Source organism: Sodalis sp. dw_96 (assembly GCF_018449575.1).
Classification (GTDB): domain Bacteria; phylum Pseudomonadota; class Gammaproteobacteria; order Enterobacterales; family Enterobacteriaceae; genus Acerihabitans.
The window spans coordinates 160,284-185,575 of record NZ_JAAVUT010000002.1; the positions used below are offsets into that span (position 1 = coordinate 160,284).

Annotated in this window: 26 protein-coding genes and 1 tRNA gene; 6 read left to right on the plus strand and 21 right to left on the minus strand. The window is 48.9% G+C overall.

The features are described 5' to 3' along the window. Positions 1-8: 8 nt before the first annotated feature. The 3 genes from mepA to prmB form a co-directional block, all read right to left on the minus strand. A complete protein-coding gene (gene mepA, locus HB631_RS03785; protein WP_213989831.1) occupies positions 9-836 on the minus strand; it encodes a penicillin-insensitive murein endopeptidase in 828 nt (275 codons plus the stop codon). A gap of 3 nt (positions 837-839) precedes the next feature. Continuing rightward, on the minus strand, positions 840-1,925 hold the full coding sequence (gene aroC / locus HB631_RS03790; RefSeq protein ID WP_213989832.1) for a chorismate synthase: 1,086 nt from the start codon (positions 1,923-1,925) through the stop codon (positions 840-842). 124 nt (positions 1,926-2,049) lie between these two features. Beyond that, a complete protein-coding gene (gene prmB, locus HB631_RS03795) occupies positions 2,050-2,982 on the minus strand; it encodes a 50S ribosomal protein L3 N(5)-glutamine methyltransferase (RefSeq protein ID WP_213989833.1) in 933 nt (310 codons plus the stop codon). A 181-nt stretch (positions 2,983-3,163) separates the two neighbouring features. Between prmB and smrB the strand changes: the two genes are divergently transcribed. After that, positions 3,164-3,694: an endonuclease SmrB gene (gene smrB / locus HB631_RS03800; protein WP_213989834.1), complete on the plus strand. Its 531-nt coding sequence runs from the start codon at positions 3,164-3,166 to the stop codon at positions 3,692-3,694. Positions 3,695-3,719: 25 nt separating this feature from the next. Here the strand turns inward: smrB and sixA are convergent, their stop codons facing one another. From sixA to ccmA, 12 genes are all read right to left on the minus strand, one after another. Beyond that, on the minus strand, positions 3,720-4,202 hold the full coding sequence (gene sixA / locus HB631_RS03805; RefSeq protein ID WP_213989835.1) for a phosphohistidine phosphatase SixA: 483 nt from the start codon (positions 4,200-4,202) through the stop codon (positions 3,720-3,722). 1,132 nt (positions 4,203-5,334) lie between these two features. After that, positions 5,335-5,631 (minus strand): YfcZ/YiiS family protein, encoded by a 297-nt coding sequence (locus tag HB631_RS03810; RefSeq protein ID WP_213989836.1) that lies wholly within the window; start codon positions 5,629-5,631, stop codon positions 5,335-5,337. Positions 5,632-5,892: 261 nt separating this feature from the next. Beyond that, positions 5,893-6,651 carry a phospholipid-binding lipoprotein MlaA gene (gene mlaA, locus HB631_RS03815; RefSeq protein WP_213990133.1) on the minus strand — a complete coding sequence of 253 codons (759 nt, stop codon included), beginning with the start codon at positions 6,649-6,651 and terminating at the stop codon, positions 5,893-5,895. Positions 6,652-6,685: 34 nt separating this feature from the next. Beyond that, entirely contained in the window at positions 6,686-7,897 is a 1,212-nt protein-coding gene (ccmI, locus tag HB631_RS03820) for a c-type cytochrome biogenesis protein CcmI (protein WP_213990134.1), read from the minus strand. Next, the gene (locus tag HB631_RS03825) at positions 7,897-8,361 is read right to left on the minus strand and encodes a cytochrome c-type biogenesis protein (RefSeq protein WP_213989837.1); all 465 of its coding nucleotides are present in this window, start codon (positions 8,359-8,361) and stop codon (positions 7,897-7,899) included. The genes ccmI and HB631_RS03825 overlap by 1 nt, the downstream gene beginning before the upstream one ends. Continuing rightward, positions 8,362-8,916 carry a DsbE family thiol:disulfide interchange protein gene (locus HB631_RS03830; protein ID WP_213989838.1) on the minus strand — a complete coding sequence of 185 codons (555 nt, stop codon included), beginning with the start codon at positions 8,914-8,916 and terminating at the stop codon, positions 8,362-8,364. Continuing rightward, positions 8,913-10,877, minus strand: coding sequence for a heme lyase CcmF/NrfE family subunit (locus HB631_RS03835; RefSeq protein ID WP_213989839.1), 1,965 nt, complete (start codon positions 10,875-10,877; stop codon positions 8,913-8,915). The genes HB631_RS03830 and HB631_RS03835 overlap by 4 nt, the downstream gene beginning before the upstream one ends. Continuing rightward, positions 10,874-11,419 (minus strand): cytochrome c maturation protein CcmE, encoded by a 546-nt coding sequence (gene ccmE / locus HB631_RS03840; RefSeq protein WP_213989840.1) that lies wholly within the window; start codon positions 11,417-11,419, stop codon positions 10,874-10,876. Before ccmE ends, HB631_RS03835 begins: the two co-directional genes overlap by 4 nt. Next, a complete protein-coding gene (gene ccmD, locus HB631_RS03845) occupies positions 11,416-11,661 on the minus strand; it encodes a heme exporter protein CcmD (RefSeq protein WP_213989841.1) in 246 nt (81 codons plus the stop codon). Before ccmD ends, ccmE begins: the two co-directional genes overlap by 4 nt. After that, entirely contained in the window at positions 11,658-12,395 is a 738-nt protein-coding gene (locus tag HB631_RS03850) for a heme ABC transporter permease (protein ID WP_213989842.1), read from the minus strand. Before HB631_RS03850 ends, ccmD begins: the two co-directional genes overlap by 4 nt. Positions 12,396-12,442: 47 nt before the next feature. Next, positions 12,443-13,102, minus strand: coding sequence for a heme exporter protein CcmB (ccmB, locus tag HB631_RS03855; RefSeq protein ID WP_213989843.1), 660 nt, complete (start codon positions 13,100-13,102; stop codon positions 12,443-12,445). Further along, entirely contained in the window at positions 13,090-13,731 is a 642-nt protein-coding gene (gene ccmA, locus HB631_RS03860) for a cytochrome c biogenesis heme-transporting ATPase CcmA (protein ID WP_213989844.1), read from the minus strand. Before ccmA ends, ccmB begins: the two co-directional genes overlap by 13 nt. A 280-nt stretch (positions 13,732-14,011) precedes the next feature. On the opposite strand from ccmA, the gene HB631_RS03865 reads away from it, so the two are divergent. Beyond that, a tRNA-Arg gene (locus HB631_RS03865) sits at positions 14,012-14,086 on the plus strand. 342 nt (positions 14,087-14,428) lie between these two features. On the opposite strand, the gene HB631_RS03870 is transcribed toward HB631_RS03865, so the two are convergent. The 3 genes from HB631_RS03870 to HB631_RS03880 form a co-directional block, all read right to left on the minus strand. Beyond that, positions 14,429-15,139 carry a LuxR C-terminal-related transcriptional regulator gene (locus HB631_RS03870; RefSeq protein WP_345945687.1) on the minus strand — a complete coding sequence of 237 codons (711 nt, stop codon included), beginning with the start codon at positions 15,137-15,139 and terminating at the stop codon, positions 14,429-14,431. Positions 15,140-15,560: 421 nt separating this feature from the next. Then, entirely contained in the window at positions 15,561-16,271 is a 711-nt protein-coding gene (locus HB631_RS03875) for a PAS and helix-turn-helix domain-containing protein (RefSeq protein ID WP_213989845.1), read from the minus strand. A gap of 719 nt (positions 16,272-16,990) precedes the next feature. Beyond that, complete coding sequence (locus HB631_RS03880) at positions 16,991-19,675, minus strand: hypothetical protein (protein WP_213989846.1); 2,685 nt, start codon at positions 19,673-19,675, stop codon at positions 16,991-16,993. Positions 19,676-20,244: 569 nt separating this feature from the next. On the opposite strand from HB631_RS03880, the gene HB631_RS03885 reads away from it, so the two are divergent. Continuing rightward, complete coding sequence (locus HB631_RS03885) at positions 20,245-20,610, plus strand: GtrA family protein (protein WP_213989847.1); 366 nt, start codon at positions 20,245-20,247, stop codon at positions 20,608-20,610. Between the two features lie 318 nt (positions 20,611-20,928). Then, positions 20,929-21,483 (plus strand): AAA family ATPase, encoded by a 555-nt coding sequence (locus HB631_RS03890; RefSeq protein ID WP_213989848.1) that lies wholly within the window; start codon positions 20,929-20,931, stop codon positions 21,481-21,483. A gap of 363 nt (positions 21,484-21,846) precedes the next feature. Here HB631_RS03890 and HB631_RS03895 read toward each other — a convergent pair whose 3' ends face one another. Together HB631_RS03895 and HB631_RS03900 are read right to left on the minus strand one after the other, a co-directional pair. After that, complete coding sequence (locus HB631_RS03895; protein WP_255556801.1) at positions 21,847-22,542, minus strand: LuxR C-terminal-related transcriptional regulator; 696 nt, start codon at positions 22,540-22,542, stop codon at positions 21,847-21,849. Between the two features lie 246 nt (positions 22,543-22,788). After that, positions 22,789-23,223, minus strand: coding sequence for a hypothetical protein (locus tag HB631_RS03900; RefSeq protein WP_213989849.1), 435 nt, complete (start codon positions 23,221-23,223; stop codon positions 22,789-22,791). Between the two features lie 153 nt (positions 23,224-23,376). On the opposite strand from HB631_RS03900, the gene HB631_RS03905 reads away from it, so the two are divergent. After that, a complete protein-coding gene (locus tag HB631_RS03905; RefSeq protein WP_213989850.1) occupies positions 23,377-23,856 on the plus strand; it encodes a carboxymuconolactone decarboxylase family protein in 480 nt (159 codons plus the stop codon). 459 nt (positions 23,857-24,315) lie between these two features. Continuing rightward, positions 24,316-24,606 carry a DUF3761 domain-containing protein gene (locus tag HB631_RS03915; RefSeq protein ID WP_213989851.1) on the plus strand — a complete coding sequence of 97 codons (291 nt, stop codon included), beginning with the start codon at positions 24,316-24,318 and terminating at the stop codon, positions 24,604-24,606. 8 nt (positions 24,607-24,614) lie between these two features. On the opposite strand, the gene iraP is transcribed toward HB631_RS03915, so the two are convergent. Next, complete coding sequence (gene iraP, locus HB631_RS03920; RefSeq protein ID WP_213989852.1) at positions 24,615-24,920, minus strand: anti-adapter protein IraP; 306 nt, start codon at positions 24,918-24,920, stop codon at positions 24,615-24,617. Positions 24,921-25,292 lie beyond the last annotated feature (372 nt).

Genomic DNA, 25,292 nt, shown 5'->3' on the forward strand with positions numbered 1-25,292 from the left:
ACGCCTTTTCAGTCAGCCACCAGATGGTTATCCAGCAGTGCCTGGCACGACGGCGGCAGCGGCGGCGGCGCCTTTTTCACCGGCGGCTTGCCGGGCTTGGGCGGCAGGAACCAGCTGTCCAATTCGGCGCCGCAACCGTCGCCGGCCGGCGGCGGGGGCTGATCCTGGCACTCCCGGCTATCGGGCGGACAGCGCAGACGCACATGCATATGGGCGCGGTGACCGAACCACGGCCGCACCTTGGTCAGCCAGGCGCTATCCGGCCCGGCGACGCGGCACAGCTGTTTTTTAATGGCCGGGTTGACAAAAATCCGCGTCACGTCGCTATCCTGGGCCGCCAGCTTGATCAGCATCATGGTCTGCGGCTGCCACAGGCGCGAATTAATGTCCCGCCCGTCCGCCGCCACTAAATCCAGCGGCTGTGGTTTCAGCAGTTCTTGCGCCGTCCAGCGTTGACGCGGCGTTTGCAGCCAGATATCCGCATCCAGCCCGGACTGATGGCTGGCATGGCCAGTGCTGAAGCGGCCGCCGGCAGGCATCGCCATATCCCCCACCAGCACCTCTCCCAGCCCCAGATTCCTGACCTGATTGCTCAACCGCAGGATAAACAGCAGCAGGTCGGGATGGCCGAAATAACGTCGCTGATCCGGACGCAACACCTGGTAATTCGCCGCCTCCAGTTGCAACGGTTGGGCGCCGATAATACAGCCGTTAGCGAAAGCGCCGATTGCCTGCGGACTGCCGGCCACCGGATGGATGATTCTCTGCCAGGGCGTTGGAGCCGCGAAGGCGTTGAAGGCCAGCACGGCCAATAACCCGACTATCCATTGTCGCATTTTTTACCACCGGGGCAGGGTTGGGACGACATCGCCGTTTTGCGCGCGCTGCCGCAATAGATGATCCATCAGCACGATGGCCATCATGGCTTCGGCGATGGGCACCGCGCGGATGCCGACACAGGGATCATGCCGGCCACGGGTCACCATTTCCACCTGTTCGCCCTGGCGGTTGATGGTACGGCCGGGCACCATGATACTGGAGGTGGGTTTCATCGCGATATGGGCAATGATCGTTTGCCCGCTGCTGATACCGCCCAGCACCCCGCCCGCATGATTGCTGACAAAACCCGCCGGCGTGATTTCGTCGCGGTTTTCGCTGCCGCGTTTGGTGACCACGGCGAACCCGTCGCCGATTTCCACCCCTTTTACCGCATTGATGCTCATCAGGGCATGGGCCAAATCGGCATCCAGACGATCGAATACCGGCTCACCCAGACCGGCCGGCACGCGCTCAGCCACCACTGTCACCTTGGCGCCGATGGAATCGCCGTCTTTTTTCAGGTTGCGCATCAGGGTATCCAGCGCGTCCAACTGGTCGGGATCGGGACAAAAAAACGGATTTTGTTCCACCTGTTCCCAGGCTTTCAACTCACAGCGGATATCGCCAATCTGCGCCAGATATCCCCGCACCAGGACGCCGTGTTTTTGCGCCAGGTATTTTTTCGCAATCGCCCCCGCCGCCACCCGCATCGCGGTTTCCCGCGCCGAGGAGCGTCCGCCGCCGCGGTAATCGCGCAGGCCATATTTCATTTCATAGCTGTAGTCCGCATGGCCTGGACGGAACACGTCTTTGATGGCGCTGTAATCCTGCGATCTCTGGTCGGTGTTTTCGATCAGTAATCCGATACTGGTGCCGGTGGTGACGCCTTCGAACACCCCGGACAAGATCCGCACCTGGTCAGGCTCGCGCCGCGCCGTGGTATAGCGGGAGGTGCCGGGCCGCCGCCTGTCGAGATCGTGCTGTAAATCGGCTTCCGTCAGCGGGATACCGGGGGGAACGCCGTCAACCACGCACCCCAGCGCCACCCCGTGGGATTCGCCAAAGGTCGTGACACGAAATAATTCGCCAATACTGTTCCCTGCCATCGGGACTCCTTTGTTTAACCACAATAAGTAATTAACCCTGACCGGTTTTTTGCCATAAGAGTAGGACCTTGAAGACTACCCCCGCTCACGTGGAGCGATGCCCGCCAAACAATTCCGATACCAATCAGTCCCGATACAATGCGAAGGTCCCGCTACAGGCCGCCAGCTGCGCCCGTGTCAGCATAAAGACGCCGTCGCCGCCGTGGTTGAAGGTCAGCCACCTGAAAGGGATGTCGGGGTATTGTTCCAACAGATGAACCATGCTGTTACCCACTTCGCAAATCAATACCCCGTCCTCGCTCAGGTAGTTCGGCGCGGCGGACAGAATGCGGCGCACCAATTTCAGTCCATCGCTGCCCGCCGCCAGGCCCAATACCGGTTCCGCCCGAAACTCCTGCGGCAGGTCGCTCATGTCCTCTTCATCCACATACGGGGGATTGGTGACTATCAGGTCATATTGTAGCGCCGGCAGCTCACGGAACAAATCGGAACGGATTGGCGTCACCCGTTGATCCAAGTCATAGGACTGAATATTCATTTCCGCCACCGACAGCACGTCGCCGGAAATATCCACCGCATCCACTTCCGCCTCCGGAAAAGCAAATGCGCAGGCGATAGCGATGCAGCCGCTGCCGGTGCACATATCAAGGATATGGGTCGGCGGGCCGGGCAACAAATCATGGAAGCGGTCGTCTATCAGTTCGCCGATAGGGGAACGGGGAATCAGTACCCGCTCGTCCACATAAAATTCCAGCCCGCAAAACCAGGCTTTATTCGTCAGATAAGGCACCGGAATACGTTCGTTAACCCGGCGGACCACCCGCTCCACAATGCGGTAACGCTCGCTGGAGGTCAGCCGTGAGTGATACATCTCCTCAGGAAAATCCAGCGGCAAGAACAGGCTTGGCAGGACCAGCTGTACCGCCTCGTCCCAGGAATTGTCGGTGCCGTGGCCGTAAAAGATCTGCGCTGCATTAAACCGGCTGACGGTCCAGCGCAGCAGATCCTGTACCGTGTGCAGCTCGGCGGCCGCTTCATCCACAAAAATTTTATCCAATTTGCTCTCCGCAAGGGCATTGTCATCTCATCTGCCGGGTAGTTTGCCATGAAGCGCCCCACAAAGCAGCAGGCATAACCGTCCCGGGACATCTCTCACCTCATTTTTTTTGCCGGAAAGGTTCGCCGGAAAAGGAAAAGAGAGGGTAAACTTGCTAAAAATAGCAATTGCAGAGTGGGGAATGAAAAAAAGATATCACCTGGCCGAAGAAGAACGCCATCTGTTTCGCGAGTCTGTGGCCGGTACTAAACCCTTGCGGCAGGATACCGTCAAACCGCCCAAACCGCGGTTGAAGACCAGCACTCTGCCCGCCCGGCGATTGTTGCATGAACAGGTGGACGCCAGTTTTTATTTTTCCGATGAGTTCCAGCCGCTGCTGGAGAGCGAAGGGCCGGCCCGCTATATGCGACCTGACGTAAGCCCCTACGAGGTGAAAAAATTACGGCGGGGTGATTACATACCTGAATTATTTCTCGACCTGCACGGCATGACCCAGGCCGAAGCCAAGCAGGAACTGGGTGCGCTGCTGGCCGCCTGCCGGCGGGAACATGTGCACTGCGCCTGCGTCATGCACGGCCATGGTAAACATATCTTGAAGCAACAAACGCCGCTTTGGCTGGCGCAGCATCCCGACGTGCTCGGTTTTCATCAGGCGCCGAAAAATTTTGGCGGTGACGCCGCGCTCTTGGTGTTGATCGAGCTGGACGAATAACCCCTCAATGCCGGTAACGGCTGACTCAAACCTTCGCGAGCAGTTGCGACGGACTGACCTGCCAGTTCAACACCCCTTTACCGTCGCCCGCCTCCAAATCCACACAGGCCACCGCCGAGGTGGCAAACATCGGCGCCTGCTCCGTAGGGCACAGATCCGCCACCAGGTACCCCACCAGCGGCAGATGGGAGATCACCAGCACGGTTCCCAGCCCCTCATTGGCCAGGGCCTGCAAATAACAGCAGATCATGGCCACATCACCCCCCGGAGTCAGCTCCGGCAGGCTCTCTTCACCTTCGGGCAACGCCAGTTCTTCCCGCATGACATCCAGCGTTTGCCTGGCACGCAAATAAGGGCTGACCAAAACGCGGTCGGTGTCGATAATCTTGCTAGTCAACCAACTCGCCATCAGGCGTGATTCATCACGGCCACGAACAGTTAAAGGTCTTTCAGCATCACTGGCGGCTTCTAACGCAGCGTCGCCGTGCCGCATAATTAAAACTTGCATAGTGCACCGTTGTTATTTGACAAAAAACGCCATGGGAAAACAGGTTTTACCGTGTTTGGCCATATGCTGTCGCTATTTCTGAGAATCTATGACAACCCAAAAACGCATAGCAAACCGTTCCCCCGAAGCGACCGGGCATTGAGAGCTCGAAATCACGTAATAAAACGCTGTTTTTTACATCAATACCCACTAGGTAGTCAACACATCGAACACAGATGCCCCTCCCGAAAACAAAATGTCATAACAAATACGCCTACTGAGTGTAATGGCTATTAGCATAAGACAACACTTTAAGATAAAGGTGCGCGTTAAGTAACATTTTTGCAATTGACACTTGTCGGCCCCCAACCAAGTCCCTAACGGCTTACCACGGATGCGGCCACGGGACTCAACGGGTCGATCGGGAAGAGACCGGACGGCTATAAAAGTGGATGGGTCAAGTGGTCCTCCCAAGCTCCCCATTTTGACGCGCGTTATGGCAAAAAAGGGTATTCATATGGATTACGATCCCGTGGTAAACATTTAATAAAAATCAATCTGCTGACAAAGGAGTACATGCGTCCGATGCCGCCACGGCTTTTAATTAATAAGTTGTTAAATTCTTAGAGACCGGGTGGCTATAACTCCGGCGGGAATTTAATGTTATACCTGCCTTCTTACTATAAGCATACCTTCGTGCCTAATTCCAGCGAATGCTTTTAATCTTAATTTCAAATATAGCAGGTAATCGACAATCCGCACCACTGAGGATTCGCGCCGGATCCTACGCGCCGGTTTTACCGCTTCGCTTCCTGCAATTACAGCGATGTTCCGCCATAAGCCAGGCGGGCGTATGAAATTTTATTTGCTCTTATCAAACCATTACATTTTTTGCGCCGCTACTCCTCCTTATGGGAAGCCTTAAACAAGGACCTGCTATTATTTATTGAGGAATGCATCAAGGAAAGGAGGCATTTTATTTTATTGAATAACGATAAAAAGTATATTTTTTTGAAAAAAATCTTATTTCACGATGAAGCTTTTTGAATATATTCAATATCTATTAAAGTGGAAAAGGGGAAATAAAAAAGGAAAAATAAATGAAGAGAATGGGTTAATCGCGGGCCGTTCTCCGTCCCGCGATAGTGCGAATTTAACGCAACCCGAGCTGAAAGATTAAACTTTCAGCTTCGCAACTGAAGTTGAAATCAGCCGTTAACGTTACGCCGCCTTCAGAGGGTTCAATGCGACTGGTTATCTGGCAAGGATCAGATTCCACCGCACGGGCTTTTTCCGTCAGCTTCGCCAACATGGCTTCAGCCTGGGGGCGTTGTTCATAGACATGGCTGAAAGACGCCTTGCGATCTTCGTTGTCGATAATGGTACCGACGTCGACACAACAGCAGGCCGCCGTTTCTTCAGCGCTGCATTTATTAATTGAATGGGCCATCGTTTTTTCTCCACAGGATAAACCTGTTTAACAATAATAAGCTTAGAAGTATCTGTGGTTGATTATACGCGTCCCGCCAAGATGATAACAGGGGTTAACCCACTGCCCACGGCTTATCGCCGCCGCGGGCGGCATCACTTCGCACGTTTGGAACCACCGGCCGAGCAACCATCCTGCACGCCAGGCCCGCAACCACTGAGGCTTGAATCACGGCGCCCCCGTAGCCACGCGTTAAGGGCCAGAAGGCTGAACCTCCTCCGTCTAAGGCGCATCGATACTTTTCAGGTCTCCTTGTATCGCCTGTGCGTTCGGGTTTTCCTGCGGTAACAGACGTCCGCCGTTGGCCAGGAAATCGTGCCGCTGGAAATAGGCCGCGCGCACCAAGGCATACGGGTCGGAGGAGTTACGCAGCAGACTGTCCGAATCCAGCAATTCGGCACGGGTTTCTATGCCCTGGAAAACAAATTTGCCAATGCTCATCCACCAGGTCAGATAACTGAGGGCCGGATAGAAGTTATCCACCGCGCCGCCAAGATCCTCACGGGGCGTAAAGCTGCCGTAAGCGGGCAGCACCACATACGGACCATATCCCACGCCATAGGTGCCAAGCGTCGTACCGAAGCGCCTAGGCTGCTCCTTAGCCAGTTTGGGGTTCGCCATGGAAGCCACATCGATCAGCCCACCCATGCCCAGCAAGGTATTCAGGAAGAAGCGGTTGAAATGAATCATGGCTTCATACGGCTTGCCGACGGCGAAGTAGTTCACCATGGACGCCGGTTCTTCAAGATTGCTCAAAAAATTGCTCAGACCGTTACGCGCCGGCATCGGCACATAATCGCGCCAGGCCACCGCCGCCGGACGCACCACATAAGGGTCAAGGACATTGTAGTTAAAATTGAACATTGTCCGGTTAAACCCTTCCAGCGGATCAGAACGTTTCTGAGCTGACTGATCGGTTTTGCCGGCACACCCCAGAATCAATACTGTGGCCAGCGCAACACCTGACAGGCGGTAATTCATCATTCGACTCCGTTTTAAATTATTATGCCCGCCTCTAGGGCACTTGTTGATCGATTTGCACGGCAATCCGGCCGGCGCCGTTAAAATCCTGTACGGCGCTCTCGCCAAACCAATCCCCCGGTTTAGCCTCGGCGGTACCGTCCAAAGAGAGTCTGACCCGCACTTTTAGCTGAGCCTGAGCGGAAAGCGAACGCTCCGGCATCATGGCGTTGCTGTCGTCCAGGGATAACGATAATGGAAAACGGCTCAGCGGCAAGGTTTTTACCGCCACCGGCTGCGGGCTTTTACCATCGGTGGCCGAAATAAACAGCACCCCCCGCCGCGGTAATTTATCGGCTATCGCCGGCGCCAGCGTAACGGTAACATCGAGTTTAGCCGTCTCCTGGCCGGATTGCTCGCGAGCCAGTGCGATACTATGCTTGATAATCTCCACGTGGGCATCGTTTGCGGGTAATAATGTCAACAGACGCTGCCAGAGTATAATAGCCTGCGAAAAATTATTCTGCTGATACTCGCTGACGGCCAGCAGGCCCAGAGCCTGAAGATTATCCGGCCGGCGCTGCACAAAACGCAGCAGCAGCCGGTTGCCGTCCAGATTGTCTCCCGGATCGGCGGATCGGGTCAGCACGTCGGCATAATCGAGCTCAATACTTTCATCATCCGGCGCTAACAGCCAGGCTCGCTCGAAGGCATGAGTGACCATGGACGCGTCTTTTAACACCACCCCGATACGTCCGAGAATTAACCAATCCCGCAGATTGTCCGGCTGCCGCTGCAATGACGCGCGCAGCCCCACCGCGAAATGCGACAACTCCTCCGGCGTCAATTGCCGGGCCTTGGGGTCCATGATACGGGCGCGAAGCGCGGGCAGCTCATCCACCGTCCGTTGCCAGCGCCAAAGCTGTCCCATGCCGCCGGTCCCGGCGTAAAAACCCAGGGTCACCACCACCAGCGCCACTACCCCCGGCAACATCACCCAGGCGCTCAGCGTGCGCCGGGGCGCTTGCTGTCCCGGCGGAATATCCGCCAGCAGATTTTGCTGTAAATCCTCTATGTGCCGCGAGCGCTCAATAATCACGCCCTCCGCTTCATCATGGGCCAACTCGTCCAGGCGCCGCCGGTAAAACAGGGTATTCAGGCCGTCACGGGTCAGCGCGCCGGGACGAGGACCGTGGCGCAGGGCCGGCAACACAAATACTCCCCCGGCCAGGATCAGTAGGACCAGCATGGTCACACCCAAGGCTATCATGATTGCTTCCCGTCCGGCTTATCCAGCAACTGCTTCAGACGTCGCCGCTCATCGGACGACAGCGATTCCGTCCCGCTGCCGCGTCGCATGGCCTGTAATATCACCGCCAGTCCCCCTATAACCACCGCTAGCAGCGGTCCGAACCATAACATTAGCGTCAGGGGATTTAACGGCGGCTCATAAGTGACGAAATTGCCATAGCGCGCCACCATGTAATCGATGATCTGTCGTTTAGTCTGTCCCTGCAGCATCAGCTGGTACACTTTGGTACGCATATCGGCGGCGATAATCGCATTGGAGTCGGCAATGCTGTTATTTTGACATTTGGGGCAACGCAGTTGCTCGGTTAATTCCCGATATTGCTGCTCTTGCGCCACGCTGTTGAACTGCCGGGTATCAATGGCGGCGCCGGCGGTAAAACTCATCAACACCAGGACCGTAAACAGAGTATGCAAGCGCATTCAGGCCCCCCCGGCATATTTTTCATAGAGCGGCCGCACTTCCCGCCGCCAGACCTCGGCGTTCAAGTCCCCCGCGTGCCGATAGCGAATAATGCCCCGTCCATCGATAAGAAAGGTCTCCGGCGCGCCATAGACACCCAGATCCAACCCCAGCATGCCGTCGCCGTCATACAGGCTCAACGCATAAGGATTGCCCAAGGTATTGAGCCAATTCACCGCCTTAAACCGGTCGTCTTTATAATTCATGCCTACCACCCTAATACCTTGCGCCGCCAGCGTATTAAGGAATTGGTGCTCCGCCCGGCAAGTGGGGCACCAGGTGGCCCACACATTCAGCAGCAGCGGTTTACCGTCGCGTAAAACCGATTGATCGTAACGCTTGGCCGGATTGTCCAGGGATTGCAGGGTAAAAACCGGCACCGGCTTACCGATAAGCGCCGACTCCAGTAAAGTGGGATCATCGCCGTGGGCATTACGGGTCAGTTGCACGATAAAGGCCGCCGCCAGCGCCAGGAACAAAAGCAGCGGGACGAGGAATAGCAGCCTGCGTTTCATAGCTCCGCCGATCCGGTTAACCGGGACTTTTTCTGGGCACGGTAACGGGGATCAGCCAGGCAGCACAAACCGCCTGCCACCATCAACAGCCCTCCCAGCCAGATCCAGCGGACAAAAGGTTTGTAATAAAGCCTGACCGCCCAGGCGCCGTCATCCATCTCCTCACCCAGTGCGGCATACAGATCGCGAGTTAAACCGCCGCTGATGGCCGCTTCTGTGGTGACGGTCCTGCTCACGCTGTAATAACGCTTTTCCGCCTGTAACCGGGCCTCCGGTTTACCGTTGTGCGTTACGTCGAACACCGCCGCCGCACCGGTATAGTTCGGCCCCGCCAGGCTGCTTAAATCCCGGAACGTGAAGCGGTAACCCCGGATATCCACGCTGTCGCCGGTTTTCATCCGCACATCCCGTTCCAGACTGTAGTTCTGGCTGAACGTGATGCCAATGACCGTTACCGCCACCCCCAGATGGCCGAACACCATACCCCAGTGGCTGCGGGTCAGATGCGCCAGTCCGCGCCAGAACGAGTGGCGATGGGTGGCGCGTTCGTGCAGCTCCATCAGGGTCAGGATAATCACCCAAAGGGACATCATCAGGCCGGTCACGGTCATACCGCGGATATCATCCCCCATCAGCCGGGGTAACAACACCGACAGCACCAGACAGGCGGCCAGCGCCCAGCCCAGGCGCTTAATCCATTTTTTCGCTTCATCCCGCCGCCAGCGGATAAGCGGACCAATCCCCATCAGCAGGGCAAACGGCGCCATCAGCCAGGTGAACATGCTGTTGAAGAAAGGTTCGCCGATGGAGATACTACCCATGCCAAGCTGCTTATGGATAAGGGGCAGCAGCGTGCCCAGCAGTACCACCAGCATCGCCGCCATCAGCAGCACGTTATTGCTCAACAAAAAGCTTTCGCGCGACAACAGCTCATTTTGCGCCTGGCTGCGCACCTTCCCCCCCTGGATGGCATACAGCAGCAGCGAACCGCCGATCACCAACACCAGAAACGCCAGGATAAACATCCCGCGCGCCGGATCGGAGGCAAAAGAGTGTACCGAGACCAGCACCCCGGAGCGCACCAGAAAAGTCCCCAGCAGACAGAGGGAGAACACGGCGATAGCCAACAGCACCGTCCACGATCGGAAGGTGCCGCGTTTTTCAGTCACCGCCAGTGAATGCAACAAAGCCGTCCCCGCCAGCCAGGGCATAAAGGAGGCGTTTTCCACCGGATCCCAGAACCACCATCCGCCCCAGCCAAGCTCGTAATAGGCCCAGGAGGAGCCGAGCACGATACCCATGGTCAAAAAAATCCAGGCGGCCTGGGTCCAGGGACGCGACCAGCGCGCCCAGGCGGTATCAAGACGACCGGCAATAAGCGAAGCGATGGCGAAGGAAAAGGCCACGGAAAATCCCACATATCCCATATACAGCAATGGCGGATGAAAGATTAACCCGATATCCTGCAACACCGGATTCAAATCGTGCCCGTCGATGGGAAAATCCGGCAGGGTACGGCTGAAGGGGTTGGAGGTGAGTAAAATAAAGGCGAGAAAACCGGTGTTGATCATCCCCATCACCGCCAGTACACGTCCCACCGCCTCGTCGGGCATTTGGCGGCTGAACAGCGCCACCGCCAATGTCCAGCAGCTCAGCAGCAGCACCCACAGCAGCAATGACCCCTCATGGGCGCCCCAGGTGGCGGCAATGCGGTAATACAGCGGCAAGCGGGTATTGGAATTATTCACCACATAGTTCAGAGTGAAATCATTGACCACAAACCCGTACACCAGACAAACAAAGGCTCCGCCGATGCACAAGAACAATCCGCAAGCCAGCGGGCGCGCCGTTGCCATGAGCCTTGCATCCTGACGGGCCGCGCCCCACAGCGGATAGATGCTCAATAACAGCGCCAGCGCGATAGCCAGGCAGAGCAGGAAATTACCCAGTTCCGGGATCATGGCGCAACCTTGGTTTGTGCAATATTGAAACCGGTTTTACCCGCATCCGGCGCACTAGGAAAGGGCGAGCTCAAGGAACGCGAGCCGCCGGACGGAAGCGCGGCAGAACTCTTCATATCTTCCTTCACTTCAGGCGGAGTATAATTCTCATCGTGTTTTGCCAATACTTCCTTCGCTTGCACCAGATTACCGTCCCCCAGCACACCTTGTGCCACCACCCCCTGCCCTTCCCGAAACAGGTCCGGCAAGATGCCGTCATAACTTACCGCAATCGCCCCGGCGGCATCATATATTTTGAAGCTCACCTTCAGTGTTTGCGCATCGCGCCGCACGCTGCCCGGCATGACCAAGCCGCCGATACGGAGGCGCTGGCCTACATGCGGCAATTCATGCTGCTCGCCTTTGCCCAGCAGCATCTCACGAGGCGTATAAAACAGGTCGATATTGGAGCTTAGCGCATACAGAATCAGTGTCACGGTCAGCGCAACGCCCGCCAGCATGCCGAGCAATAAATAGAGACGGCTTTTACGGCGAGGATTCATTGGATATCCCCTGAGTGTGAGGCGGGAGTTATTTGCGGCCGGGAAACGGACGAACCCTGGCGGATACGCAGCAGGCGCGCCTGCTGGCGACGGATTTCCGACAACAATGCCCGTCGGCGCCACAGGGTATGAATGATGAGCGCGGCCAGCGGCAGCAACGTCGCGGCCACCGCCAACCAGACATAAAAAGCATAACCGCCCATGGCAAAAAAGGCCGCCCAGGAACTGAATGCCGGGCTCATGACACATGCTCCTTGGTTGCCAATGCCACCACCCAGGGACGATGGCGTTCTTGCAGCAGGATCAGGTTGCGCAAACGCATCAGCGTCAGCGTCAGGAAAAACAGCAGATAACCCAGGATCGCCCAGCGCAGCGGTGTGCGCATACTGGGGTCAATACTTTGCTGCATATTGGTGGATCCCTGATGCAGGGTATTCCACCACTCCACCGAATAATGGATGATGGGGATATTCACCACCCCCACCAGGATCAGAATACCGGCTGCCCGTCCGGCCAGACGCCGATCCTCAAAGGCGTTATATAACGCGATGACCCCCAAATACAGAAACAGCAATACCAGTTCCGACGTCAGGCGAGCATCCCATACCCACCAGGTGCCCCACATGGGCTTACCCCAGGCGGAGCCGCTCACCAGAGCGATAAAGGTAAATACCGCCCCCACCGGCGCCATCGCCGCCGCCGCCAAATCCGCCATTTTTATTTGCCAAACCACACCGGTAAACGCCGCCAGCGCCATCGCTACATAGATTCCCATAGACCACATGGCGGCGGGTACATGAACGTAGATGATGCGAAAACCATTACCCTGCTGATAATCCGGTGGCGCAAAACCAAACCCCCAGACCCAGCCAAGCAGCAACGAGCTCGCCGCGGCCAGCGCCAACCAGGGAATCAGACCGCCACACAGCCGATAAAGCCGCTCTGGCCTGCCCAATTGATGAATCATTTTCCACATGCTTAACATTGTCCACTGTCAAAACAATCAAACCGTCGCGGCAAAAATCATTGCAGCGTTATGCGTAACGCTGCGGCGGCGGCAAAAGGCGCCAACATGACGCTTAACACCAGGAATGCACCGAGGATCGCCAAAAACCCGTTAATGGGTAAACCCTGAGCCGCGCTATCAATGGCGGCCGTGGCGAAAATCAACACCGGAATAAACAAGGGTAACAATAATAAACTCAGCAATACACCGCCTCTGCGTAAGCCGACGGTTAACCCCACGCCGACGGCACCCACCAGGCTCAATGTCGGTGTACCTAATAACAATGACAGCGCCACGACCCGCCAGGTGGCAAAATCCAGGGAAAGCAGCAGTGCGGCCAGAGGCGACAGCAGCAGCAGCGGCAAACCGGTTACCAGCCAGTGAGCGCAAACCTTGCCCAATACGGCAATGGGTAACGGCATGGGTAACAATAGCAGTTGCTCAAGGGTGCCATCATAAAAATCCTCCCCGAACAAGCGTTCCAAAGATAACAAACAGGCCAGTAACGCCGCCACCCAAATGATACCGGGGGCGATACGACGCAATAATTGCGGCTCCGGACCGATACCCAGTGGAAACAAGGTTATCACGATCAGGAAAAACCACAGTGGATTGATGATATCGCTGCGGCGGCGCAAGGCCGAGCGCAAATCACGGCGAACAATCAGCCAGAACATGGGATCTCCCCTGCAGGCATCAATGCGATTTTACGTATCGGCACCGTGGTAGCGGGCAGCGCCTGATGGGTGGTAAGCAACACCATGCCCAGGGCCGCGCTGTGACCGGCAAGTAACGAAATCAATTGCGCGGCGCCCTGTTTATCAATGGCGGTAAAAGGTTCATCCAGAATCCACAACCGGGCCGGGCTCAGCCATAAACGGGCCAGCGCCACCCGCCGCCGCTGTCCGGCTGACAAACCGGCTGCGGGCAGCTCTTCGTAACCCAGCAGACCCACCTGTTCCAACGCCTGCCAGACAACTTTTTCATCTCGCGGACCGCCCCCCGCCGCCTGATAAAACGCCAGGTTTTCAAAAGGCGTCAATGCGAGTTTAATGCCGGCCTGATGTCCGATATAAAGCAGATCCCGATGATACTCTTCACGCACCACACTGATATTTTCTTGCTGCCAACAGACCTCCCCGCGCTCCGGACGGGCAAGGCCGGCCAAAATACGCAGCAGAGAGGTTTTACCGGCACCATTATTGCCTTCGATCTGGAGAATATCCCCCGGCGCGACCCGAAAGCTCAAACTGGAGAACAATTCACGATCATCGCGGATACAGGCCAGATTTTTTGCTTCCAGCATCAGAGACTCAACCCTTCATTAACATTAAACCATCATAACACAGGCAGCCGAAGCGGGAAGTTTGCCATTGATGTAATCTCTTCAACCATGTCACCCATGAGATCTTATTGCTTGCATTAGATCAATAACGCTCGGCCCAAGCGCGCTCCGTAGGGTGAACCAGCCATGAACGTGCCCGAGGAAAATGTCTTTTTCACTGCCGTTGTCGACGGAATGAGCAATCGAATCGTTAAGTGCTTATTTTCGAGACCGAATCGGGTATAATCCCGTCCGCTATCCGGTCCTCGTAGTTAAACGGATATAACAAGCCCCTCCTAAGGGCTAGTTACAGGTTCGATTCCTGTCGGGGACACCAGCGTTAGTTTAGCCATCATCATTTCTTCTCCACCATATCGACACGTGCTACACCTGAAATCCTGAAACGAGCTCAACTGAAATCATGGCAATCCGCGAATTATTCCTTATTCTCACGCTGCATTAATTTTAAGTGCAATACGCGTGTCAGTATGAATTTCGCCGACACAGTAAAGCGGAGGTGCGGGATGATTACACATTGTGTTAAGCAACTGCGGCCGGCCATGTGCTGATTTATGAAAGTATATTGCGGGTGTTCGGATCATGTTGCCGCCACTGGAGGCGGCGCGCCTCTTTTGATCATCAAACAATATTCAGAACAACAGGGAATCCCAGTTCATTACTAAAATTCCAAATGTTCAGTACGAATAAAACGTTTAGGAAGATATCTATGATAATCTCTAGCGACGCAGAATTGCATAAAATCATCAAAATGGGTTACGCCAACTTTTTCATAAAGTGTTTGCATATAGTTTTCAATAGTTCGTGGAGACAGATTCAACCTCTCCGCTGTCTCTTTATTACTAATGCCCTGTAAATGAAAAAACATAACCTCGCAGTTACGCTCTGTAAAAAAGTGATCGGGCTTGTTTAATAAAAAAGAACCAGGCAAATTGCCTTTCACAAAATCACTTAATGTAAAAAGCTCCAGATTTTCTGTAAATACGCAGAGACCTATGCACTCACTATCATCGTTATAAAATGGAATTTTATTTACAATATACGGATAATCGACGGCCCAAGGATGAATTTCAAGACAGGTCATCCGTTTTCCCGACTGGGTAATTTGCTTGTCCTGACGAACATATTCTTGCCCGGTGTCATCAAACCAAAATAACTTTGACTTGATTTCAATATCCGATTTCCCGAGCATTTCAGATTTATTTTTTAACCCCAGAAGATTTACAGCCGCCATATTTGTATAGACATGCCGAGACTCCAGATCTTTGATTACATAGGGAGATGAAAATTGATCTAGCATACTTATCATTGATTGTTGAAGATTGATCTCTGGAATTTTTCTGTTGCCATGGTTCGTCGCTTCTTTAATCACGAAACCTCCTTCGTATGGTTAGTTTTAAATTAATAAAAGGGGCTTACCAATTTTATAATTTAGTTAGAACTGAACTAAGATTCAGGTGACTAAAAAAATTGTGTAACATGTACTCTTTTATTCCGTAACGATGATTAATATCAAGTATTGAAAATAATGGCAATATAAGAATTGATCATTTACCATACAAAGCACTTTTCATTCTAGTTTTATCCCCTCCGACATACCATAATCCGTTTCAATGCTCAACTATTGAACATCGCATTATGAGTTCTTAAAATATTTTTATGAATTCTTTTATAAATATTAAACCTAAAAGCACTTTAGTAAATTTTAACATTTTTAGAAAAATAAAAATAATCAAGACACTCATATTAGCTATAAAAAGAAATGAAAAGCATGAATATACTACACATAGGAATTAAAATTTCAAATGGTTAGTATGAATGAAACGCTTCGGCAAATATCTGTGATAACCTTTTTCAACGCAGAAGCTCATGAAGTCATCGAAGTGATTAACATTTACCTTTTCGTACAATATTTGCATATAATTTTCAACGGTCCTTACTGAAAGATTCAGCCTCGCCGCTGTCTCTTTATTGCTCAATCCCTGTAATCGAAAAAACATGACTTCACAGTTTCGCTCAGTAAAAAAATTATCTGGTTTATTCAGCAGCAAAGATCCCGGCATATGACCCTTCACGAAATCATTTAGTGAATAGACCTCTAAATTTCTTGAAAACAAGCATAATCCTACGCAATTATCCTCATCATTATAAAATGGAATTTTATTAACTATATAGGGATAATCTACCGCTGCGGGATGAATTTCGAGTGTTGCAAGCTTGCTTTCCGAATCTGTAACCTTCTTATCTTGTCTTATGAATTCAAGCCCTGAATCATCAAATTCAGTTAGCTTTGACTTAATTTCTATATCGAGTTTTCCAATCACATCTGATTTTGATTTCAACCCAAATAATGATACTGCCGCCATATTTACATAAATATATCTCGATTCCAGGTTTTTAATGCCATAGGGAGACGTAAATTGATCTAGCATGCTAATCATTTGATTGGAAAGCTTCAGGTCAGGAACACGGCTAAGGTTATCTGAATAAGTCTTTACTATCATTACCAGCTCCTTTGTCGGCCAATTTAAAATCAACGCAACAAGAGTACCGATTTAAAGTTTAAGCGATAACTGATCTAAGGTTCAGGTGGCTAAAATCAATTGTGTAGGATATACTCTTGTTTTTTTATCTTTGCTACAAACATCATTTAAATTATTTAAAAAGTAGTGAAAAATTAAATTATAAACTAAGATTTAAATTACTATTAAAATTACAATTTCACCATTTTCTACTCAAGTGAGGACTTTAGGTTGCTGTTTCACGTAATATCAACCACTCGAGCCCTATTCATTTCATCATTGGCGAATAAATTTTTTGACAAAAAATATAAATTCCGGGTCGTTCTCCATTCTATTTAGTGTCTCTTGCTTATGTTGATGTAATTAGGCAATCACAGCGAACGATCAGGTGCAGCTGTAGCTCCCATCATCCATCTTCCCATATTAGATTTTGGGCCAACCCTGGCCCACTTTTTATACTAGAGCATGGTGCCAAAAATTATAGTTAGCTTGATACATTTGCTGGAGGCAAAATCTGACTATTTAAAGCCTTGAAATATGAATCTTGGCCATCAAATTTTATCATATTGGGGTTATTAGGGTCATCATAAGAAACTCCGGCATAATATTTTTTTCCTTTAGAGAAATAAGCATCTCTAAATTTGATGGTGATTTACTGTCACATGGGGCATGCAGTACGTAGTCACCCATAAACCAACCTTTTAAGCAGTTATAGCAGTTGAACCCACAGTCCCGGCAGAGAGCCATTGAGTACCATCCCAAACTATGCCAATAACTCCACTCGCTGACGGTAATAGATAATTTACAACATCACCTCGATGTGGTTTATAATAAGTAGATAAGTTTGCCACTTTATTATAGTCAGTGGTCGGATTTGATTGTACCCAACCATTGTTTTTAAGGTTTATTGGCCCCCTAGTACCTGAGTTCCAATACACCATTGGAACGGTTGTGGTATCCGATCTATTATCATTAATACTACATATTTCTAAAGTGGCAGTAATCAAACGACAACCAAATGTTTGTACGTTGTTGTTTATTACATTATGTTCAATGGCGCCGAAGATACTGGCATTATTAACACAGGTTATCCAGTTATAGTGCGCGGTTAATCCTCCGGTTACATCCTGGTTCATATAAACAAAGTTATCAGCAATTCGGTAGTCCTGAATTGCATTTATAGAAACGGGTCTATTACCTGCCGCAAGATATGAGTTTGGTAATGCTTTCCAAGTATTTCCTACTATACTTAGTGATAGCTGGGCACCAGCTGTAACCCCACCACCAGCACGAATGGTATTATAATTGAATACCCCATGTTTTACCGCGCTATTGAAGTTAACTAAAAATGTTCCATCAAATTGGTTATCCTCAATAGTCCAAAGGTCACCTCCACTATCAGCTGTACCTAATTGAATCGAATTAGCAGTCAAATTTATAAAGGTATTGCTGGTTAGTCTGAACGTGTCAGTGTTTGTGATACGCATTAAACCTGTAGTATTTACTGAATCCGCAGCGAATATTATGCGATTTCCATTAAATTCGGTTAAATAAATGGTATTTGTAGTGAGCTGATCGCATAAGTGACCTTGATCGTAAATAGTTATATCACAATGTGTAATTCTATTGAAACCTTTTGAATTTACAAATGCTTTTGCATGTCTACAAATTACTGTTGCCCCATCCATAACAAAATATGAGTTTGGATAGTTACCACTGAATGAGCCATTAGCAATTACAGAATCTTGGAAATAGTACCCCCCTTGCGGGTTTATTTTATAAGAACACTCTGTCTTATCAAAGATGCCTCCCTGAACATGCATGGATGATGCATTTACTAAGGGGAGATAACAATTATATGCTTGACAATTTAAGACACTAAGATTAGTTGTATTCTCGCTTTTAATCCCCAAAACATATCCGGAAACTGTAACATTAATAAATGTACCATACTGAGTTTTGTCAGCATCAGTTAATAGAACGCCAGAATCATCCGTTACACTCGTTACCCCGGGTGGGACTGTGGCGTTACTGCTTACACCAATAGGATATTCACAATAACAGCCAATATAGCCAACTAACGTACCATTGATAACTACACCTGTTTCGGGGGATACTATCGATGGATCACATATATAGACTTTGGTATTAATAAATTGTGAGTTTTCTACACATGAATTATAGCATCCCCACATAAAACATCCACTACCAAATGAGTCTGAAGACATTCCGCCATTTAGCCTATTCAGTATTTCATTCGCGGCCACATCGATACTTGAAACATTATTAACATAGGGGGAATTACAATTTCTGAAACGAAGAGCATTACCCCAGCAATTTTTAAAGATGCAATTGCGTACTATCGGATGATAACTACCCCATGTGTCAAGCATCGTGGTGCCACAACTATAAGGTGTAGGATGTGGGCCAACACCCATCGTTGCATACGTATTGCCGCCTTTATTCGCCTGCTTTGTGTAGTCAAAGGTAAAACCTTCAACAATGAATGATGGAAATAAATTCCCGCGCCCATAGCTAGATGGATCTGTGCCGAATTGAATTAATGTTGTTTCAGAGGTGTAGTTAGTAGTAGTAATATCAACCGGAATCGGATCAACATTTTCCCATATGACGGTTGTTCCATAACCAAATATTCTAAACGACGGTCCATTCATGTTGTTGTTGGCGTAGCGCATGGTGCCAAAATTGACAGTCCCCGACGGAAAAATTAAACTTCCACCATGTGTTATGATATAATCAAAAGAAGCTTTTACATAATTTCCCCGGTCGATACCATCACCTGTGACGCCAAACCATCTGGCGTCAATGTCTCCAGTTAGGGCTCTTTTCCATATATAATTATCGTTTACCCTAAAAATAGTGCCACCATCGTCAGCTGACGTTGTGTTAGCAGTATAAATAAGTTCTCCGCCTCCACACTGCAACCCGGTAAAATAAGATGCCAAAGATACTCTTGTGCCCAATACGGATGTTGTTATTCGTAGGGTGGCAACGCTGTCTACTTGGCCAATTAAAGACAAACCTGTGCTTGATGACAGTTTAAGCGCCAGATCCGCGGAATCATCGGCAATCCAAGCCCCGGACCGGTATACCTTGTAAATATTATCCGTCGTGTTGAAATACTGGTCGCCCTCGTTTGCTGTGGCAGGGTCGGTGGCAGCGGGAGCCAAAATATGCACCGTCTTTGCTTCATCTGCCGCAAAACGGGCTTCAACTGTGCCAGAACTGGTATTGACGAGGGTACCGCCATTAGATGATGACAGTTCACTCGACAGAGCGCCTATAGCGGCTGTCATTTCCTCTTGGGTAACGAGGTCGTTGTATTCTTCCGCTGTGGGGATGACACCGGTGACTGATGTTGGCATAGCCTGCCTCCTGATGGTACTTCTGATGAATGCAAAACCTCCCGTCAAGAGAGGCTCCGCTTTATGATACAGACAATATACTGTATATATTTACAGGTTATACCACCAAAAATGTTTTGTGAAGACAGTAAATATTGTATTTTAGTATATTATTGATTTATATTTACTTTTTTTTGAGGTTTACTAGACTTCCAGACATGAAGATTCAATTTAACTTCAGAACCATCACCTGCGATGTTTTGGCTGCAAACCCAAAAGGCCTGTTTATCAAAGCGAGGTGGGTTGAATTGTCTCTGTGATGGTGGATGCATTTGGCCATGAGTTGAACTCACTTAGGACTGTGTACGGTTCAAACGCGGGCGCAGTGTGGCTAACGAACCGACGTTGGACTGTCTAAACAAAAACGACGAATATCCAAAAAGGATCCAGCAATCGTTCGGCTTCGACGGCATAGACACAGCCCTTGGAAACAGGGCGGGGGCCAGCTATCTTGGCGGCTTGCTTACAATGCATGGACTTTTACTTTCAATGAGATACAATAAGGAAATCAATTTTTTTATTACCTTGATATGAATAGATTATTTTATCGTTATGTATCCGTTGGGATAGTTAACACACTAATACACTGGGCGGTTTTTGCAATAATCCGCCATGAGTTTACGAACAATCAAGCGATATGCAATTTTATCGGCTTCGGTTGCGCCGTGACGTTTTCATTCTTTGCCAACGCAAAATTTACCTTTAAGCGCGAATCTACGGTAAAACGCTACATTCTCTTTGTAGGCTTCTTGGGAATGATGAGTATAGTTTTCGGTCTGATAGCAGATACGCTAAATATCCAAGGATTATATACTCTTATCTCCTTCTCTGTATTCAGTTTGGTTTGTGGTTTCCTCTATTCAAAATATGTTGTTTTTAAGGAAGTCACTGAATAATGTGTTTTTTGCCACATGAGCACTCATGTGGCAAACGGGTTTATATTTTAGTGTACATTTTGCAATAAGTTGATGCTTAACTTGTTTTTGATTTTCTTAAACCTTGCCATCAATACTTTTTTATGAGTTGTTTTTTTAAGAAATTTTTTGTCATTCCGTTGACAAAATCGGGTGCTCGGGCTTCTGTCAAGGCAACCAGCACTTTGCTCCATTCCACCCTCGACCAGCAAATCTTCCCCCGATAAAGCAATATTTTCTCAACAAACTACATACCGCTTCCACCAAGAAAAGAACACATCGCTAATTAAGAAAAATTTTATGGAAATAAATACCAATCAACTCATTATAGTGACCGGAGGGCCGGATTCAGGGAAAACCACTCTCATTAATAAACTCCATAAAATGGGATATGCATGTACCGTGGAATCTGGTAGAGGCGTTATACAAGCTCAGGTAGCCATCGAAGGACAGGCATTGCCGTGGAAGAATCCCTTGTTATTTGCTGAATTCATGCTGAGTTGGGAAAAACACTCATGGTATCTTGCAGCCCAAATGGGCACGCCGGTCTTTTTTGATCGAGGCATCCCGGATGTAGTAGGTTATTTAAATCTTCTCGAAATTCCGGTACCGGCACATATAATAAACGCAGTGATGAGATTCCGCTATAGCGCCAAAGTCTTTATTGCGCCTCCCTGGCCAGAAATTTTTGTGCAGGATGCCGAGCGAAAACAGACTTTCAACGAGGCCGTGCTAACCTACGACTCCATGTGCCAAGCTTACACAAAATATAGCTATGATTTAGTAGAAATTCCCCGCGTGCCTGTAGCCGACAGAGCAGAGTTTATTTTATCAGAAATATCAAAAGAGTATTGAGTGCTTATTATGGAGTTATATATTATTAAATAATAGAATTTCTTTCTAGTGTTTTGTATTAAAATTTTTTACGAGCCAATATTATCTTATCATACCACCTAATATTATAGGACATAAATTTATGCATTTATATATTCGGCAGAAAGAGTAATCAAAAAGAAAGTGATTAAATTTGTATAAATAATACCCCTTTGATATAATCATTCGATATGAGAATTTTGGGAGGTCATAATGCTGCCAACATTAAATTTTATCAATGAGTTACTTCATATTTTCCATCATCTGTTTTAGCGTGAGGTTGTAAAATACAGATTTACTTAAATCATTGAAAAACATAATATGCCAATTGTGGACAAAAATGGCTTAGACCTCAAAATCAATGTGATTTACATGCATAAAACGCTTCGGCAAATATCGATGATAATTTCTCTCTACGCAAAATCTCTTGAAATCATCGAAGTGGTTCACATTAACTTTATAATATAGCTCTTGCATATAATTCTCGACAGTGCGTGTTGCTAGATTAAGTCTGTCTGCAACTGCTTTCACTTTCATCCCCCGCAATCTGAAGAACATAATTTCACATTCACGCTCAGTAAAAAAATCATCAGGTTTATTCAATAACAACGAACCCGGCATATGTCCTTTTATATAATCATTTATAGTGTAGATTTCCAATTTTTTGATATATCCGAACATGCCGACATATTCATTGTTATCATTATAAAATGGCAACTTATTCACGACATACGGATAGTCAATAGCCAGCGGATGAAATTCAAGGGTAGACAGTCGTTGCTCCGTTTTAAAAACCTGCTTGTCTTGCTTGGCAAATTCTTCAGCGGCATTATCAAATTCGACGAGTTTAGATTTAATCTCTACGTCTCGCTTTCCAATGATATCGGCGCTTGAGTTGACGCCGTAAACCTTCATCAAAGATGAGTTCGCATAAATAAAACGCGATTCTAAATTCCTTATACCACAGGGTTCTGGCATTAGGTCACACATTTTTATCAACGAATTGGGCAGATATACCTCAGGAATTATTTCGTTTTTCATTGTTATACTTTCCATAAAAAATATAATATGTAACGTCACATGTCTAGACTGCTTTCAGCATATTACTTTATCAAAGTGTGTGTAACTGCACTTTAGAATAGCCAAGAAAAATTTTTGATAGAAGATGATGACATTGTGTTATAGCTTACAACTATTTACCTGAGGACTTTACTGCTGAATAAAGTTATTATTGCACTCAGTATTTTTTTGTCCAACTCCTCCGACAACAGAGCGGTAGTTCACAACTTATTGATATTCAGACTGGGTAATTGTCCTTTTCCCCTCTGTTCTGGAACACGTAAACACAATCAGTGCGTTCACTTTCCATAATTTGAGGGTATAAAGAACGCCGGAATCAATAATGATTTTGGCCGGATAGTTACCGATGGACGCGGCGTAGGCTTCATTACCTTTATTCCGGCATTCATTAAAATCCATCATGGTGTCATCAATGGTTATCGCCGGACCTACCTTGGGCAGCTTTCCTTTTGAGTACATTGTATTGAGATTTTCTTTCGTATAGGTAACGCCGGCGAAAGCAGGTACTGTTAAGACGGATAATAACAATCCGAGCATCAATGTCTTCATAAGAGTTTTCCCGGGAAAATTTTTCACATCATAACATCCCATGGCGAAACCGCCAGTTAGCACGTTTGCGGGATGGCATTGCACAACATTCATGGCCCAGCCGTAAACCCATTTCTTGTCACTGTTACCTTAGATCCCCCTGCCCCATAGTGGTGTTGCGCAAAAGTACCTTCATGGCCTGGCCGCCAGCTCGTTAACTTGCGGCATCAGGCGGCCTTCACAAAATTTTTATGAACAGGTAACGATATGAGTCAACGTTTAGATTACTTTAAGCTGTCTGCCGGATTTGCCGGAAAATACCTCGACTTTAATATGACCCTGGCAGCAAAACCCGTCATTCAAGAATTCAGCCATCTGGTGACCATCAGAGCCTCACAGTTGAATGGCTGCGGGTTTTGCCTCGATATGCATGTCAAGGAAGCGAAAATACACGGTGAGCGCGAACTGCGTCTGTACCATATAGCCATCTGGCGCGAATCTCCCTTGTTTACTCCAAGGGAAAAGGCGGCGCTGGCTTGGACCGAAGCCTTGACCATTCTTCCGCCTCAGGGTATTGACGACGATATTTATCAATCGGTGCGAGCGCAGCTATCCGAAGAGGATATATCAGATCTCAGCTTTTTGATCGTTGCTATCAATGGTTGGAACCGCCTGAATGTGGCATTCAGAACGGTACCGGGATCTGCGGATGCCGCGTACGGTTTGAATAAAGCCGGGCTTAATTAAAAATAGCATTATTAAACTTTTGTTTAAAAATTATCAATTTAATTGATCATTTGCCTGTAAATGCGTGTTTGTTCAAAAATAATTTGTGATATGCGTCACATAAACTTGATTTTATGTGACGCGGATCATACTATTAGGTCCGTGGACAACATTCATGTTACATTGCCTCAGAGGCCGGACAGATGAAATTACGTAATCTATTGAAAAAGATGCTGGCGTCCTATCTTAACACCGTTAAAGATGTGCCGCCTGGCGCGATGTTTTAAACACTACGCGTATAAAAAAAGCTGCTGCGGCAGCTTTTTTTATGTCTTGGGATCTGAAGCATAAATTTCATTAAGCTACCCGGCTGAATCTCTTCAGGTGATAAGCTGGGGAAAGGATAATGTCAGGGCCAGCCCTCTCTTCCAAGCGGCTATTATGGCGCCCTTTTGCTCGCGGTCACCCATGGAGTGCGTTATGCGTCTGTTTATAGCGGTCTTTTTTTGCTTACTGGTATTCCAACCTGCATGGTCAAAACAACCGTCGTCGAATTCGCCAGTGATCAGCAGCCGGCAAAATAACGATTTGATTGAACAAGGAGAATATATCAATAGCGCCGGCCAGCAAATTCACCAGCCAGCCCATAGCAAATCAGGTAAGGTTCCTTCCGGCGCGTCGGCGAAATGCCGCGATGGCGCCTTTAGTTTCAGCACGCACCGCCGGGGAACGTGCTCCGGCCATCGCGGCGTTGCGCAATGGCTGAATTGATCGACTGCTTATTCAGTTTTCTCGGTATGAACTTCCTCACCATTCACTTCAACAAACTGTGAGACCGAGATCAACCGGACAAAATGGGCCAACAGCAAATCAACATCCGTCTGCAGTATCTCTTCGCTGGCGCTGGCCGCGGAAAGTATGGCTTTTTCAATATTGGTCGCCATCACCGGTGAACTGCCTTTACTCACCGTTAGCATTAAAGCGGCTAATAGAAGAGACTGTGCCTCGACTTGCGCTATCAGATCCTTGGTGGCGGCATCAACTTTTGCCAATTTTCTCAGGATATCAATGACAAGATTTTGCATATTATTTTTCTCGAAAAAAAAGGCGGCAACGACACTGTTACAACCCAAACATAGCGTGATCATGATACTCGTTTAATGATTAAGATCACATCTCTTGACTGTAAGTATTCACATCAAAGCTCTCCCCATCACCAGCTCCGTCCGGTTGCACTCCCTTTCGCGAAGATGTACCTCTGCTGGAAACTTCACAAAACATTAAATTATCTTATGTAATAAGGTCCACTTATCCTATCTCCGGAACAGCTTTTCAGGCGGCATCAAAGAGCGCCAGCGATAAAGACCTATCTCCAGGCGAGTTTTTAACAATTCGCCTTTAATGGTTTTTTTTCGGCGAAGAAAAGGTGATGCCTTGAGCGATGAGAAGGTCTAAAA